Here is a 13,911-nt window from a genome sequence, read left to right on the forward strand (position 1 = left end):
GGGCGCACGTGAGACGCGTCCTACTGTGCGGCAAGCCGTCCGAAGTCGTCCGGGAATCGTCCTGGAGTCGTCGCGAAGGCGTCCCGGAGTCGCCCGGAATGAGCCCTACTCGCGCGCGGGCTGCCCGAGGCGGTTGGCGGTGTGGACGGCGCGCAGCACCGCCGCGGCCTTGTTGCGGCACTCCTGGTCCTCGGCGACCGGGTCGGAGTCGGCGACGATGCCGGCGCCGGCCTGGACGTAGGCCGTGCCGTCGCGCAGCAGGGCGGTGCGGATGGCGATGGCGGTGTCGGAGTCGCCCGCGAAGTCCAGGTAGCCGACGCAGCCGCCGTACAGGCCGCGCCGGGAGGGTTCCAGCTCGTCGATGATCTGCATGGCGCGCGGCTTGGGGGCGCCGGAGAGGGTGCCGGCGGGGAAGCAGGCGGTGAGGACGTCGAAGGCGGTGCGGCCGGTGGCGACCTTGCCGGTGACGGTGGAGACGATGTGCATCACGTGCGAGTACCGCTCGACGGACATGAAGTCGACGACCTCGACCGAGCCCGGCTCGCAGACCCGGCCCAGGTCGTTGCGGCCGAGGTCGACGAGCATGAGGTGCTCGGCGCGTTCCTTGGGGTCCGCGAGCAGTTCGTCGGCGAGGGCCTGGTCCTCCTGGGGGGTGGCCCCGCGGTGCCGGGTGCCGGCGATGGGGTGGACCATCGCCTGTCCGTCCGCCACCTTGACGAGCGCCTCGGGGCTGGAGCCCACGACGTCGAAGCCGTCGAAGCGGAAGAGGTACATGTACGGGGAGGGGTTGGTGGCCCGCAGCACGCGGTACACGTCCAACGCGCTTGCCGTGCACGGCGTTTCGAAGCGCTGGGAGGGGACCACCTGGAAGGCCTCGCCCGCGCGGATGCGCTCCTTGACGTCCTCGACGGCCTCCTGGAAGTCGGGGCCGCCCCACAGCGCGGTGTACTCGGGCAGCTCGGAGGGCGGGAGGACGGCCGGGGGCTGGGCGACCGGGCGGGAGAGGTCGGCCTCCATGGCGTCCAGGCGGGCGACCGCGTCCGCGTGGGCCTCGTCGACGCCCGTGTCCAGGTCGTTGTGGTTGATCGCGTTGGCGATCAGCAGGACGGAGCCCTCCCAGTGGTCCATGACGGCGAGGTCGCTGGTCAGGAGCATGGTCAGCTCGGGCAGCTTCAGGTCGTCACGCTCGCCGGGGCCGATCTTCTCCAGGCGGCGGACGATGTCGTAGCCGAGGTAGCCGACCATGCCGCCGGTGAAGGGCGGCATGCCCTCCTGGTGCGGGGTGTGCAGCGCCTCGATGGTGGCGCGCAGGGCGGCCAGCGGGTCGCCGTCCGTGGGGACCCCGACGGGCGGGGTGCCGAGCCAGTGGGCCTGGCCGTCGAGCGCGGTGAGGGTGGCGGAGCTGCGGACGCCCACGAAGGAGTACCGGGACCAGGAGCGGCCGTTCTCCGCGGACTCCAGCAGGAAGGTGCCGGTGCGTTCGGCGGCGAGCTTGCGATAGAGCGCGACCGGGGTGTCGCCGTCGGCGAGGAGCTTGCGGGTGACCGGGATGACACGGCGGTCGCCGGCCAGCTTGCGGAACGTCTCGAGGTCCATGGCGGCTGACCTTACTGATCCGAGGCGGTTACGCCGGAATCGGCGTCCTTGAGGAGCACGTCGGCGTCGAAGCAGGTGCGCGCGCCGGTGTGGCAGGCGGCGCCGACCTGGTCGACCTTGACCAGCACGGTGTCGGCGTCGCAGTCGAGGGCGACGGACTTGACCATCTGGACGTGGCCGGAGGTGTCGCCCTTGACCCAGTACTCCTGGCGGCTGCGCGACCAGTAGGTGCAGCGGCCGGTGGTGAGGGTGCGGTGCAGCGCCTCGTCGTCCATCCAGCCGAGCATGAGCACCTCACCGGTGTCGTACTGCTGGGCGATGGCGGGGACGAGCCCGTCGGCGCTGCGCTTGAGGCGCGCGGCGATCTCGGGGTCCAGGTTGCTGGGCGTGGGCGTGCTGGTCATGCTGCCATTCTGCCGCGCGCCACTGACAGTGACGGGACGGTGTCCACTGGCTGGGAAGGGCGGCGCGACGGCCCCTCGGTGAGGAGTGGTGGCCGGGAGACGGGTGGGCGGACCTCCCGTACGGTCGTAGGCTGACTGCATGTCGACTTTCGCCAAGCGTGAACGGCTTCTCCTCGCCGACCTCTTGGAGACCGCGGGTCCCGAGGCGCCGACCCTCTGCGAGGGCTGGCAGACCCGGGACCTGGCCGCGCACGTGGTGGTGCGCGAGCGCCGCCCGGACGCCGCCGGCGGCATCCTGATCCCACAGCTCGCGTCCCGGCTGGACAAGGTGATGGAGGAGTTCGCGGCCAAGCCGTACGGGGAGCTCATCCAGCTGATCCGGACCGGTCCGCCGCGCTTCTCGCCCTTCCAGCTCAAGCAGATCGACGAGGCGTCGAACACGATCGAGTTCTACGTCCACACCGAGGACGTCCGCCGCGCCCAGCCGGACTGGACGCCGCGCGAGCTCGACCCGGTCTTCCAGGACGCCCTGTGGTCCCGGCTGGAGCGCACCGCCCGGCTGATGGGCCGCTCCACCCCCACGGGCCTGGTCCTGCGCCGCGCGGACGGCCGTACGGCGGTCGCCAACCGGGGCACGCCGGTGGTGACGGCGACCGGGGAGCCGTCCGAGCTGCTGCTGTTCCTGTACGGCCGGCAGAGCGCCGCCAAGGTGGAGCTGGTGGGCGAGAAGGACGCGCTCGAGAAGCTGCACGGCGGCAAGCAGCTCGGGATCTGAACGGCGGCACCGGTCATGATCAAGGTCGCGATGACCAGCGTGTACGTCGACGACGTCGCGAAGGCCCACGCGTTCTACACGAACGTCCTGGGCTTCGAGACGCGCCTGCACATGGAGCTCGGCGGCGGCACGCTGCTCGTCACCGTGGGCGCGGCCGAGGGGGCCCAGCCGGATCTCCAGTTGCTGTTGGAGCCCGGCCAGGGGCCGATCGCGGAGCCGTACCGGACGGCGCTGCGGGAGGCGGGCCTGCCCTGCATCGTCTTCTCCGTCGACGACGTCGAGGCGGAGTACGAGCGGCTGCGGGGGCTCGGTGTGCACTTCTCGCAGGGGCCGCAGGTGCAGGGGCCTTTCGTGACGGCCGTCCTGGACGACACCGTGGGCAACCTGGTGCAGCTGTCTCAGCCGAAAGGGTGAGGGACGAAGGGTTGAGGCCGCGGGCGGAGGCGGGCGCGGGTGGTGACGTCAGCGGGGGAGTTCGGCGTGGCGCAGGCCGGGGACGCACAGGGCCACGATCCCGCCGAGGCCGCAGACCGCGGCGCTGACGACGAACACGGGGCCGGTGCCCCAGGCGCCGATGGCGGCGGCCGACAGCGGCATGCTGAGCGGGCTGAGGCCGAGGCTGACGAGGCTGGAGACGGCGGTGACGCGGCCCAGGTAGGCGGGGTCGGCGTGGGTCTGCAGCAGGGCGCCGCACATGGCGCCGCTGAGGCCGGCGAGCAGCCCGATCAGCAGGGCCGTGCCGACGGCTGCGGCGACCGTCGGCGCGTACGCGAGGGAGCCGATGGCCAGCGAACCGGCGAGGATCGACCCGCCGGCGACCTTTCCGGCGCGCGGGAGCCGCCCGCGCAGGGTCAGCAGCAGCGAGGCGGCGCCCGCGCCGACGCCGAACCCGGAGAGCACCCAGCCCATGCCGGAGGCGCCCCACCCGCGTTCGTCGGCCAGCAGGGTCAGGCCCACGTTGAGCGGTCCGACGAAGCCGAGGTCGCCGAGGGCGATGGCCGCCATCAGCGGGGCGAGAACGCGGTGGCGGCGGATGTATCCCAGACCGGCCACGAGGTCGGCCCAGGCGGTCGCGTTCGGCGCGCCGGCGTTGGCAGTGGCGTCGACTGTCGCGTCGGGAGTGGCGTCGTCCGGCGGTAGGTCGCGCATCCGCACGCAGAGCAGCAGCGGCACCGACACCGCGATGAGCAGCCCGGCGATCGCGAAGGCGGCCGTGGCGCCGCCCGCCGCCACGCCGAAGCCGCCGAGCGGGGCGCCGACGACGCTCGCGAACCGTATCGCCAGTCCGCGCATGCCCTGCACGCGCGCGAGTTGGTCACGACGTGTCACGCGCGCGGGCAGGGCGCCCACGGCCGGCACGAACACGGCGTCGACGGCGCCGAAGACCAGCGCCAGCAGGGCCAGCGGCCACAGGCCGGGAGAGGTCGCGTACAGCAGCGCGGCCACCGCGAGGACGGCCGCGCAGCGCACGACGTCGCTGCCGATGACGACCCGGCGGGGACCCAGCCGGTCGGCGATCACTCCCCCGCCCAGCATCAGCAGCGCCCTCGGCAGTGCGCTCGCCGTCATCACCAGGCCGGCCTGTGAGGGCGTACCGGCCTGTACGGCGGCCCAGGACAGGGCGATGTAGTAGACGCTGTCGCCGACCATCGAGGCGGTGTAGGCGGCGAGCCAGCGAAGCACGTTGGGGTCGCGGTGGGCCGGCGGTTCGGATGCGATCGGCTGAGCGTTCACGTGCGTGGTCTCGTGCGCGGCGGCGGTCAAGGCGGGCCTCTCTCAGATCCGGAACGGGAACGCGTACGTGTGCACCGCGACGTTCTCGCGGCCTTCGGTGTCGCCGGCCCTCTCGGCGGCCCGGCTCCGCTCGTCGTACGTGTGGAGGAGGGCGAGCATCTCCTGGTTGAGCTCGGCCAGTTCGTCCGCCGTGAGGCGCAGCGTCGCCTCGGAGGACTGGGCCGTCCGGTTCCACTCGGGGCTCCAGTGGGCGCGCTCGTCGAGCCAGCGCCGGTACATGTCCATGCGCTGTTCGGCGAAGAACCTGCTGGCCGCCGTGTGGGCGGCGGCCTTCTCGGGGGCGTCGCGGAAGTCCTCGTCGCGGATGCTCACCCCGTCGGAGGCGGGCTGCCACCAGCGCTCCCGGCCGTCCCCGCTCTGTGGCGCGGCCTCCTCGATCAGGCCGTGCTCGGCGAGTTTGCGCAGGTGGTAGCTGACGAGCGAGACGGCCTCGTCGACCTGTTCGGCGAGCTGGGAGGCGGTGGCGACCCGGGCGACCGTCAGGCCCCGGTACAGCTGCATCCGCAGGGGGTGGGCGAGGGCCTTGAGCGTGCCCAGGTCCGTGATCCGGCGGTCTCTCTCCTTGCCTGTCATGCCCCCACCCTAGATAGGAAAGAGAAGTTGCGCAATTTATTTTGCGCAACTTCTCTTTCCTATCTCTCCATGCGTAAGCCCCGACCACCAGGTGGCCGGGGCTTACCTCACCTCACCACGCGCCCAAGGGCGCGTCACCGCACGGGGTGTCCCGCCCCCCGCAGCGTGTCCTTCACCTGCCCGATCCGCAGGTCGCCGAAGTGGAACACCGACGCGGCCAGCACCGCGTCCGCGCCCGCCTCGACGGCGGGCGGGAAGTCGGCGAGCCGGCCGGCGCCGCCGGAGGCGATCACCGGGACCGTCACATGCCTGCGCACGGCCGCGATCATCTCCAGGTCGTAGCCGTCCTTGGTGCCGTCGGCGTCCATCGAGTTGAGCAGGATCTCCCCCGCGCCCAGCTCGGCCGCCCGGTGCGCCCACTCGACCGCGTCGATGCCGGTGCCCTTGCGGCCGCCGTGGGTGGTCACCTCGAAGCTCCCCGAAGGGGTCCGCCGGGCGTCCACCGACAGCACCAGCACCTGGCTGCCGAACCGCTCCGCGATCTCCTTGATCAGCTCGGGGCGGGCGATCGCGGCCGTGTTCACGCCCACCTTGTCGGCGCCCGCGCGCAGCAGCTTGTCGACGTCCTCGGGGGTGCGCACCCCGCCGCCGACGGTGAGCGGGATGAACACCTGCTCGGCGGTGCGGCGCACCACGTCGTAGGTGGTCTCGCGGTTGCCGGAGGAGGCGGTGATGTCCAGGAACGTCAGCTCGTCGGCGCCCTCGGCGTCGTACACCTTGGCCATCTCGACGGGGTCGCCCGCGTCGCGCAGGTTCTGGAAGTTGACGCCCTTGACGACCCGGCCGTTGTCCACGTCCAGGCAGGGGATGACTCGGATCGCCAGGGTCATGAGGGCACTCCCCGGAACGCCTCCACCTCGACCTCGACGACCAGGGACGGGTCCACGAAACCGGAGACGATGATCATGGAGGCGGCGGGCCGGACGGAGTCGAACAGCTCCTTGTGGGCGCGTCCGACGTCGTCCACGTCCCGCGCATGGGTGATGTACATGCGTGTCCGCACGACGTCGTCGCGTCCGAGACCCAGCTGCTCCAGCGCCGCGAACGCGACGTTGAAGGCGTTGACCGTCTGCTCGTAGGGGCCGCCCCCGGCGATCTCCCCGTCCACTATCGACGTGCAGCCGGAGACCAGCACCAGGCCGTTCGGCAGCTCCACCGCGCGGGAGTAGCCGAAGACCTCCTCCCAGGGCGCGCCCGTCGTGACGCGTCGTACGTCGCTCACCGGGCCACCGCCTCCAGGGCCTCCTCCAGGGTGAACGCCTTGGCGTAGAGGGCCTTGCCGACGATGGCGCCCTCGACGCCGAGGGGCACCAGCTCGGCGAGGGCCCGCAGGTCGTCGAGGGAGGACACGCCGCCCGACGCCACGACGGGCCGGTCCGTCGCCGCGCAGACGTTCCTCAGCAGCTCCAGGTTCGGGCCCTCGAGCGTGCCGTCCTTGGCGATGTCGGTGACGACGTACCGCGCGCAGCCCTCCTTGTCGAGGCGCTCCAGCGTCTCGTAGAGGTCGCCGCCGTCACGGGTCCAGCCACGCCCGCGCAAGGTCGTGCCGCGGACGTCGAGGCCGACGGCGATCTTGTCGCCGTGCTCGGCGATGACCTCGGCGACCCACTCGGGCGTCTCCAGGGCGGCCGTGCCCAGGTTCACGCGCGTGCAGCCGGTGGCGAGGGCGGCGGCGAGGGTGTCGTTGTCGCGGATGCCGCCGGACAGCTCCACCTTGATGTCCATGGCCCCGGCGACCTCGGCGATCAGCGCGCGGTTGTCGCCGGTGCCGAACGCGGCGTCCAGGTCGACCAGGTGCAGCCACTCGGCGCCCGAGCGCTGCCAGGCCAGAGCGGCTTCCAGGGGCGAACCGTAAGAAGTTTCCGTCCCCGACTCGCCGTGCACGAGGCGGACGGCCTGGCCGTCGCGGACGTCGACGGCGGGGAGGAGTTCGAGCTTGCTCACAGGGTTCCGATCCAGTTGGTGAGGAGCTGGGCTCCGGCGTCGCCGGACTTCTCGGGGTGGAACTGCGTGGCCCACAGGGCGCCGTTCTCCACGGCGGCCACGAACGGCTTCCCGTGCGTCGACCAGGTCACCTTCGGAGCCTGCATCAGCGGGTTGTGCACGTCCAGGGACCAGTCGTGGACGGCGTAGGAGTGCACGAAGTAGAAGCGCGCGTCCGCGTCGAGGCCGGCGAACAGCTCGGAGCCGGCCGGGGCGTCGACGGTGTTCCAGCCCATGTGGGGCACGATCTCGGCCTGGAGCGGCTCGACCGCGCCGGGCCATTCGTCCAGGCCGTCGGTCTGGACGCCGTGCTCGATGCCGCGCGCGAAGAGGATCTGCATGCCGACGCAGATGCCCATGACCGGGCGGCCGCCGGACAGCCGCCGGTCGATGATCCAGTCGCCGCGGGCCTCCTTCAGTCCCTTCATGCAGGCGGCGAAGGCGCCGACGCCCGGCACCAGCAGCCCGTCGGCGTTCATGGCCGTGTCGTAGTCGCGCGTGATCTCCACGTCGGCGCCGGCGCGCGCGAGGGCACGCTCGGCGGAACGCACGTTGCCGAAGCCGTAGTCGAAGACCACGACCTTCTTGGCGGCTCCGGCCTTTCCGGCCTTTTCAGCGGCGCTCAATTCCACACCTCCAGCCGCACCACGCCCGCCACGAGACACATCGCGGCGCCGATCGAGAGCAGCACGATCAGGCTCTTCGGCATCTGCTGCTTGACGAAGGAGTAGATGCCGCCGGCCAGGAAGAGGCCGACGACGATCAGGAGGGTCGACAGTCCGGTCATGGCTTTACAGCGCGCCCTTCGTGGAGGGGAGGATGCCGGCCGCGCGCGGGTCGCGCTCGGAGGCGTAGCGCAGGGCCCGGGCCAGCGCCTTGAACTGGCACTCCACGATGTGGTGCGCGTTGCGCCCGTAGGGCACGTGCACGTGCAGCGCGATCTGCGCCTGGGCGACGAAGGACTCCAGGATGTGCCGGGTCATCGTGGTGTCGTACTCGCCGATCATCGGCGCCATGTTCTCGGGCTCGGTGTGCACGAGGTAGGGGCGGCCGGACAGGTCGACGGTCACCTGGGCGAGCGACTCGTCCAGCGGGACCGTGCAGTTGCCGAAGCGGTAGATGCCCACCTTGTCGCCGAGGGCCTGCTTGAAGGCGGCGCCGAGCGCGAGGGCGGTGTCCTCGATGGTGTGGTGGGAGTCGATGTGCAGGTCGCCGTCGGTCTTCACGGTCAGGTCGAACAGGCCGTGCCGGCCGAGCTGGTCGAGCATGTGGTCATAAAAGCCGACACCGGTCGACACATCGACCTTGCCGGTGCCGTCGAGGTTGATCTCGACGAGGACCGAGGTCTCCTTGGTGGTGCGCTCCACGCGTCCTACGCGGCTCATGAGCTCTGCTCCTTCTTGACTTCACGGACCGCGTCGAGGAACGCGTCGTTCTCTTCGGGGGTTCCGGCGGTGACCCGCAGCCAGCCGGGCACGCCGTTGTCGCGGACCAGGACGCCCCGGTCGAGGATCCGCTGCCAGACGGCGTGGGAGTCGGCGAACCGCCCGAACTGCACGAAGTTGGCGTCGGACGGCGTGACCTCGTACCCGATCGCGAGCAGCTCGCTCACCAGCCGGTCCCGCTCCGCCTTCAGCTGCTCGACGTACTTCAGCAGCGTGTCGGTGTGCTCCAGGGCGGCCAGCGCGGTCGCCTGCGTGACGGCCGACAGGTGGTACGGCAGCCGGACGAGCTGGACGGCGTCCACGACCGCGGGGTGCGCGGCGAGGTAGCCGAGGCGCAGGCCGGCGGCGCCGAAGGCCTTCGACATCGTCCGTGAGACGACGAGATTCGGCCGGCCTTCGAGCAGCGGCAGCAGCGAGTCGCCGTGGCTGAACTCGATGTACGCCTCGTCGGCGACGACCATCGACGGCTTCGCGGCCTGCGCCGCCTCGTACAGCGCGAGGACCGTGGCGGCCGGGACCGCGGTGCCGGTGGGGTTGTTGGGGGTGGTGATGAAGACGACGTCGGGCCGGTGCTCGGCGATGGCCTTCTCGGCCGCCGCGAGGTCGATCGTGAAGTCCTCGTTGCGCGGGCCCGAGATCCATCCGGTCCCGGTGCCGCGTGCGATGAGCCCGTGCATCGAGTACGACGGCTCGAAGCCGATCGCCGTACGACCCGGTCCGCCGAAGGTCTGCAGCAGCTGCTGGATGACCTCGTTGGAGCCGTTCGCCGCCCACACGTTCGCCAGGCCCACCTCGTACCCGGCGGTGTCCGTCAGGTACTCCGCGAGCCGGGTGCGCAGCTCCACGGCGTCGCGGTCCGGGTAGCGGTTGAGGTCGCGGGCGGCCTCGCGCACCCGCTCGGCGATCCGCTCGACCAGCGGCCCGGGCAGCGGGTACGGGTTCTCGTTGGTGTTCAGCCGTACGGGGACGTCCAACTGGGGCGCGCCGTAGGGGGACTTGCCGCGCAGCTCGTCCCGTACGGGAAGATCGTCGATTCCGAAGCTCACTTGCTCTCAGGCACCTTCCAGCCGAACCTCGCCTTGACCGCCGCGCCGTGCGCGGGCAGGTCCTCGGCCTCCGCCAGCGTCACCACGTGCTGCGCGACCCCGGCCAGCGCGTCGCGCGTGTAGTCGACGATGTGGATGCCCCTCAGGAAGGACTGCACGGACAGCCCGGAGGAGTGGCAGGCGCAGCCGCCCGTGGGGAGGACGTGGTTGGACCCCGCGGCGTAGTCGCCCAGGGACACCGGCGCCCAGGGGCCGATGAAGATCGCGCCAGCGTTCCTGACCCGGTCGGCCAGGGCGGCGGCGTCGGCGGTCTGGATCTCCAGGTGCTCGGCGCCGTACGCGTTGACGACGCGCAGGCCCTCGTCGATCCCGTCGACCAGCACGATCGCCGACTGCCTGCCTTTGAGCGCCGGGACGATCCGGTCCTCGATGTGCTTGGTGGCCGCGACCTGCGGCTGCAGCTCCTTCTCGACCGCGTCCGCCAGCGCGACGGAGTCGGTGACCAGCACCGCTGCCGCCAGCGGGTCGTGCTCGGCCTGGCTGATCAGGTCGGCGGCGACATGCGCGGGGTCGGCGCTGTCGTCGGCCAGGACGGCGATCTCGGTCGGGCCGGCCTCGGCGTCGATGCCGATCCTGCCGGTGAAGTAGCGCTTGGCGGCGGCGACCCAGATGTTGCCGGGGCCGGTGACCATGTCGGCGGGCGGGCAGGACTCGGTGCCGTACGCGAACATCGCGACGGCGGTGGCGCCGCCGGCCGCGTACACCTCGTCGATGCCGAGCAGCGCGCACGCGGCGAGGATCGTCGGGTGCGGCAGGCCGTCGAACTCGGCCTGGGCGGGGGAGGCGAGCGCGATGGACTCGACGCCGGCCTCCTGCGCGGGCACGACGTTCATCACGACCGACGACGGGTAGACCGACCGGCCGCCGGGCGCGTACAGCCCGACCCGGTCGACCGGCACCCACTTCTCGGTCACCGAGCCGCCGGGCACGACCTGGGTCGTGTGCGTCGTACGGCGCTGTGCGCGGTGGACGAGACGGGTACGGCGGATGGACTCCTCCAGGGCCGCGCGCACGGCCGGGTCGAGCCGCTCCAGCGCGTCGGCGAGGGCCTGCGCCGGGACCCGTACGGATTCCAGCCGCACCCCGTCGAACTTCTCGGCGAAGTCGATCAGCGCCGCGTCGCCCCGATGATGCACGGCCTCGCAGATCGGACGCACCTTCTCCAGGGCGGCCGAGACGTCGAAGTCGGCTCGGGGCAGCAGGTCGCGCAGGGCGGGTCCCTCGGGGAGGGCGTCGCCGCGCAGATCGATTCGGGAGATCACGCGGTCAATTCTCTCAGACCGGGATCGGGCGTCGTTCGCGCGTATCAATGGCTGATACAGAACCTGGCCGGAAATCGGAAGATCACCTTCACTGGGGGCGTTCGGGGGGTCACTCAACGGGCATGAACAGCTGTGCGAAACCTGTGAGTAACGACAGAAACGAAGTGGGGTGAACCGTGTGACCGAGGGGGCGGGCATCCGCACCGGGGACGCCGCCGGAGATCTGCCGGACGACCTGACCGCCGCCGAGGCCGGCATGTGGCAGGCCTTCCGCAACGGCAGCGCGTACGACCTGAGCAGCGGGGACACGGTCGTCGACGACCCGCACGGCGGGCATCCCTGGGGCGAGGCGCGCACCGTGCGGGCCCGCATCATCGCCTGGCTGCTGCTGGCCGGTCCGCCCGCGCTGGCCGGCCGGGTCTCCTCGCTGAAGCTGGTCGGCGTGCAGATCAGCGGCGCCCTGAACCTCGCGGGCGGCACGGTGGTGCCGTATGTGGAGATGCGGCGCTGCCGGTTCGAGCGGGAGGTGCTGCTGCCGGAAGCGCGGTTCACGACCCTGCGGATGGTGGACTGCCAGGTGCCGCGCCTGGAGGCGGCCCGGGTGCACACCGAGGGCGATCTGCACCTGCCCCGGTGCCGCTTCCACAACGGCGTCCGGCTCACCGACGCGCACATCGGCACGGACCTGCTGCTCAACCAGGCGATCGTCTACCGCGACCGCTCCGGCCGCTCGATCGCCGCCGACGGCATGACGGTCGGCCAGGACCTCCAGGCGGAGCTGCTGGAGTCGCACGGCGAGCTGAGTCTGCGCAGCGCCCAGATCGGCGTGTCGCTGAGCCTGCGCGGGGCGCGGCTGACCAACCCCTACACGCGGCTCGCGCTGAACGCGCCCCAGCTGACCGTGGGACGCTCGCTGTACCTGACCCCGGCCGGCGTCGGCGGCCAGGCGCTGAGCGGCACGACGCCCGCGCGCGGGACGCGCATCCAGCGCTTCGAGTGCCGGGGCGGGGTGCGGCTGGACGACGGACGGTTCGGGGACGCCGTGGACCTGGAGCGGGCCCGGTTCACCTTCACGGAGGACCAGGAGCTGTCGCTGCGCCGGGTGCAGACGCCCGAGCTGCGCTTCCTCGGGGAGCGGCCGAGGCGCGGCAAGGTGGTGCTGTCGGGCGCCCGGGTGATCAACCTGGTGGACCGGGCGAGCGCCTGGCCGGGTCCGGGCAACCTGCACATGGGCGGCTTCGTGTACGAGAACCTGGTGCCGCAGGGCCCGTTCCCGCTGGCCGAGCGGCTGCGCTGGGTGGCCGCGGCGACCGCCGAGTACGCGCCGGAGCCGTATGAGCGGCTGGCGGCCGTGCTGCGGGCCGGCGGGGAGGACGAGGACGCCCGCGAGGTGCTGCTGGCCAAGCAGCGCCGCCGCCGCGAGACGCTTCCGCCGGCCGCGAAGGTGCTGGGATACGTCCAGGACTGGACGGTCGCCTACGGGTACCGGCCGGGCCGGGCGGCGGTGTGGATGGCGGTGCTGTGGGCGGCGAGCTCCCTGGCCTTCGCACACGCCCCGCATCCGCCCGTCGACCGCACCGGACACCCGCCCTGGAACCCTGCGCTCCTCGCCCTCGACCTGCTGCTGCCCGTCATCGACCTGGGGCAGGCAGGGCAGTGGCAGCTGCGCGGCGGCTGGCAGTGGCTGTCGGCGGCGCTGATCCTGCTCGGCTGGATCCTGGCGACGACGGTGGCGGCGGGGGCGACGCGACTCCTGCGCCGGGGCTGAGCGCCCCGCCCCCGCCTTTACCGTCCCTTGACCCGGGGGCGTACAACTTTCCACAGGTTGCCCGAACCCTCTGGCGCAATCTGAACCATCGGCTTTTCAATGGTCGGCACCATGGCTCTGCTGCCCCCGTTCATCCGCGCCTCCCGGTTCTCCCGGACGGCGCGGAACGCCGCCCCCCACAGCGCCGCCGGGCTCCCCGCCGACGACGAGGTGCTCCTCGACGTGCCCGACGACCGGCTCGGGCCCGCGCTGGTCGCCGCCGGCCTGGGCGCCTACGCGCCCGCCGCCGAGCTGCTGGCCCACACCCGGGAACGGGCCGAGTGGGAGTACCGCGACCGGTACGTGACCCGGCTGGCGTCCTTCGCGCGCTCGCGTCCGGAGTGGTTCGAGGAGTGGGGCACCGCCGCCCCGCGCGACCCCGACGTCCTCCTCGTCGCCGCCCAGCTCGCGGTGGCGCGCGCCTGGCAGTCACCGGCCCGCGCCGAACTGCTGCGCGAGGTGAGCCCGCTGATCACAGCGGCCGCGCAGAGCGACGTCCGCGACCCGGTGCCGTGGCGGATCGCCCTGGACCACGCACGCGGGGCGCGGGCGGGGCACAAGTACTTGGGCGAGCTGTGGGCGGCCGCGGTCCGCCGCGCCCCGCACCACTACGGCTGCCATGTGGCCGCCAAGCGCTATCTGGCCGAGTCGTGGCACGGCTCCCACCGGGAGTGCTTCGACTTCGCCGACCGGGCCGCGCAGGACGCCCCGGCCGGCTCCCTCGTGCAGGCGCTGCCCGCGCGGGCCGCCTTCGCCTACCTCACCGACGGCTGCGGCCCCGAGGTGCCGCGCGAGCGACTGGACGCGGCGGCCGACCGCGCCCTCACGCTCTCCGCGCGGTTCCCCGCCGCCGACCCGTGGCCGGCCGAGATCCGCAACGTCCTGACGTACGTCCTGGTCCGGCTGGGCCGCCGCGACGACGCCCTCGCACAGCTGCGCCTGATCGGCCCGTACGCCACCTCCTTCCCCTGGGGCCGGCTGTCGGACGACCCCCTCGGGCACTTCCTGGCCGTACGCGAGGAAGTGCGCTCGGGGCCGTCGGGGCAGACCCCGTGGCGTCCGGGGACCGGGCACGGCGGACGAGCCCGCCCGCCGGACCACTAGGC

Annotated in this window: 16 protein-coding genes; 4 read left to right on the top strand and 12 right to left on the bottom strand. The window is 72.4% G+C overall.

Annotated elements, in window-relative coordinates:
• Window positions 1-105: 105 nt before the first annotated feature.
• Together ACZ5SK_RS01550 and hisI are read right to left on the bottom strand one after the other, a co-directional pair.
• Complete coding sequence (locus ACZ5SK_RS01550) at window positions 106-1,596, bottom strand: anthranilate synthase component I (protein WP_334580940.1); 1,491 nt, start codon at window positions 1,594-1,596, stop codon at window positions 106-108.
• Window positions 1,597-1,607: 11 nt separating this feature from the next.
• Complete coding sequence (gene hisI, locus ACZ5SK_RS01555) at window positions 1,608-2,000, bottom strand: phosphoribosyl-AMP cyclohydrolase (protein WP_334580939.1); 393 nt, start codon at window positions 1,998-2,000, stop codon at window positions 1,608-1,610.
• A 139-nt stretch (window positions 2,001-2,139) separates the two neighbouring features.
• On the opposite strand from hisI, the gene ACZ5SK_RS01560 reads away from it, so the two are divergent.
• Together ACZ5SK_RS01560 and ACZ5SK_RS01565 are read left to right on the top strand one after the other, a co-directional pair.
• Window positions 2,140-2,775, top strand: coding sequence for a TIGR03085 family metal-binding protein (locus tag ACZ5SK_RS01560; protein ID WP_334580938.1), 636 nt, complete (start codon window positions 2,140-2,142; stop codon window positions 2,773-2,775).
• Window positions 2,776-2,790: 15 nt separating this feature from the next.
• Complete coding sequence (locus ACZ5SK_RS01565) at window positions 2,791-3,189, top strand: VOC family protein (RefSeq protein WP_334580936.1); 399 nt, start codon at window positions 2,791-2,793, stop codon at window positions 3,187-3,189.
• Between the two features lie 48 nt (window positions 3,190-3,237).
• Here the strand turns inward: ACZ5SK_RS01565 and ACZ5SK_RS01570 are convergent, their stop codons facing one another.
• From ACZ5SK_RS01570 to hisD, 10 genes are all read right to left on the bottom strand, one after another.
• Entirely contained in the window at window positions 3,238-4,509 is a 1,272-nt protein-coding gene (locus tag ACZ5SK_RS01570) for an MFS transporter (RefSeq protein WP_457493685.1), read from the bottom strand.
• A 42-nt stretch (window positions 4,510-4,551) separates the two neighbouring features.
• Window positions 4,552-5,142, bottom strand: a complete 591-nt coding sequence (locus tag ACZ5SK_RS01575) for an ArsR/SmtB family transcription factor (RefSeq protein ID WP_334580933.1) — start codon at window positions 5,140-5,142, stop codon at window positions 4,552-4,554.
• Between the two features lie 134 nt (window positions 5,143-5,276).
• Window positions 5,277-6,032 (bottom strand): imidazole glycerol phosphate synthase subunit HisF, encoded by a 756-nt coding sequence (gene hisF, locus ACZ5SK_RS01580; protein WP_334580932.1) that lies wholly within the window; start codon window positions 6,030-6,032, stop codon window positions 5,277-5,279.
• Window positions 6,029-6,424 carry a RidA family protein gene (locus ACZ5SK_RS01585; protein WP_079662948.1) on the bottom strand — a complete coding sequence of 132 codons (396 nt, stop codon included), beginning with the start codon at window positions 6,422-6,424 and terminating at the stop codon, window positions 6,029-6,031. Before ACZ5SK_RS01585 ends, hisF begins: the two co-directional genes overlap by 4 nt.
• Entirely contained in the window at window positions 6,421-7,146 is a 726-nt protein-coding gene (gene priA / locus ACZ5SK_RS01590; protein ID WP_334580931.1) for a bifunctional 1-(5-phosphoribosyl)-5-((5-phosphoribosylamino)methylideneamino)imidazole-4-carboxamide isomerase/phosphoribosylanthranilate isomerase PriA, read from the bottom strand. The genes ACZ5SK_RS01585 and priA overlap by 4 nt, the downstream gene beginning before the upstream one ends.
• Entirely contained in the window at window positions 7,143-7,811 is a 669-nt protein-coding gene (hisH, locus tag ACZ5SK_RS01595) for an imidazole glycerol phosphate synthase subunit HisH (RefSeq protein WP_334580930.1), read from the bottom strand. The genes priA and hisH overlap by 4 nt, the downstream gene beginning before the upstream one ends.
• The gene (locus tag ACZ5SK_RS01600; RefSeq protein ID WP_361700114.1) at window positions 7,808-7,972 is read right to left on the bottom strand and encodes a hypothetical protein; all 165 of its coding nucleotides are present in this window, start codon (window positions 7,970-7,972) and stop codon (window positions 7,808-7,810) included. Before ACZ5SK_RS01600 ends, hisH begins: the two co-directional genes overlap by 4 nt.
• Before the next feature lie 4 nt (window positions 7,973-7,976).
• Window positions 7,977-8,570 (bottom strand): imidazoleglycerol-phosphate dehydratase HisB, encoded by a 594-nt coding sequence (gene hisB, locus ACZ5SK_RS01605; RefSeq protein WP_079662945.1) that lies wholly within the window; start codon window positions 8,568-8,570, stop codon window positions 7,977-7,979.
• A complete protein-coding gene (locus ACZ5SK_RS01610) occupies window positions 8,567-9,676 on the bottom strand; it encodes a histidinol-phosphate transaminase (RefSeq protein WP_334580929.1) in 1,110 nt (369 codons plus the stop codon). Before ACZ5SK_RS01610 ends, hisB begins: the two co-directional genes overlap by 4 nt.
• Entirely contained in the window at window positions 9,673-10,998 is a 1,326-nt protein-coding gene (gene hisD / locus ACZ5SK_RS01615; RefSeq protein ID WP_334580928.1) for a histidinol dehydrogenase, read from the bottom strand. Before hisD ends, ACZ5SK_RS01610 begins: the two co-directional genes overlap by 4 nt.
• A 178-nt stretch (window positions 10,999-11,176) precedes the next feature.
• On the opposite strand from hisD, the gene ACZ5SK_RS01620 reads away from it, so the two are divergent.
• Window positions 11,177-12,766 (top strand): oxidoreductase, encoded by a 1,590-nt coding sequence (locus ACZ5SK_RS01620; RefSeq protein ID WP_334581402.1) that lies wholly within the window; start codon window positions 11,177-11,179, stop codon window positions 12,764-12,766.
• Window positions 12,767-12,865: 99 nt separating this feature from the next.
• Entirely contained in the window at window positions 12,866-13,909 is a 1,044-nt protein-coding gene (locus ACZ5SK_RS01625; RefSeq protein ID WP_468575082.1) for a hypothetical protein, read from the top strand.
• The last annotated feature ends 2 nt before the right edge of the window (window positions 13,910-13,911 follow it).

The sequence above is a fragment of the Streptomyces sp. NPDC031474 genome (genome assembly GCF_055581185.1).

Coding starts and splice junctions, on each gene's coding strand:
- ACZ5SK_RS01550 (WP_334580940.1), bottom strand. CDS start 1,596: ATGGACCTCGAGACGTTCCGCAAGCTGGCCGGCGACCGCCGTGTCATC.
- hisI (WP_334580939.1), bottom strand. CDS start 2,000: ATGACCAGCACGCCCACGCCCAGCAACCTGGACCCCGAGATCGCCGCG.
- ACZ5SK_RS01560 (WP_334580938.1), top strand. CDS start 2,140: ATGTCGACTTTCGCCAAGCGTGAACGGCTTCTCCTCGCCGACCTCTTG.
- ACZ5SK_RS01565 (WP_334580936.1), top strand. CDS start 2,791: ATGATCAAGGTCGCGATGACCAGCGTGTACGTCGACGACGTCGCGAAG.
- ACZ5SK_RS01575 (WP_334580933.1), bottom strand. CDS start 5,142: ATGACAGGCAAGGAGAGAGACCGCCGGATCACGGACCTGGGCACGCTC.
- hisF (WP_334580932.1), bottom strand. CDS start 6,032: ATGACCCTGGCGATCCGAGTCATCCCCTGCCTGGACGTGGACAACGGC.
- ACZ5SK_RS01600 (WP_361700114.1), bottom strand. CDS start 7,972: ATGACCGGACTGTCGACCCTCCTGATCGTCGTCGGCCTCTTCCTGGCC.
- hisB (WP_079662945.1), bottom strand. CDS start 8,570: ATGAGCCGCGTAGGACGCGTGGAGCGCACCACCAAGGAGACCTCGGTC.
- ACZ5SK_RS01625 (WP_468575082.1), top strand. CDS start 12,866: ATGGTCGGCACCATGGCTCTGCTGCCCCCGTTCATCCGCGCCTCCCGG.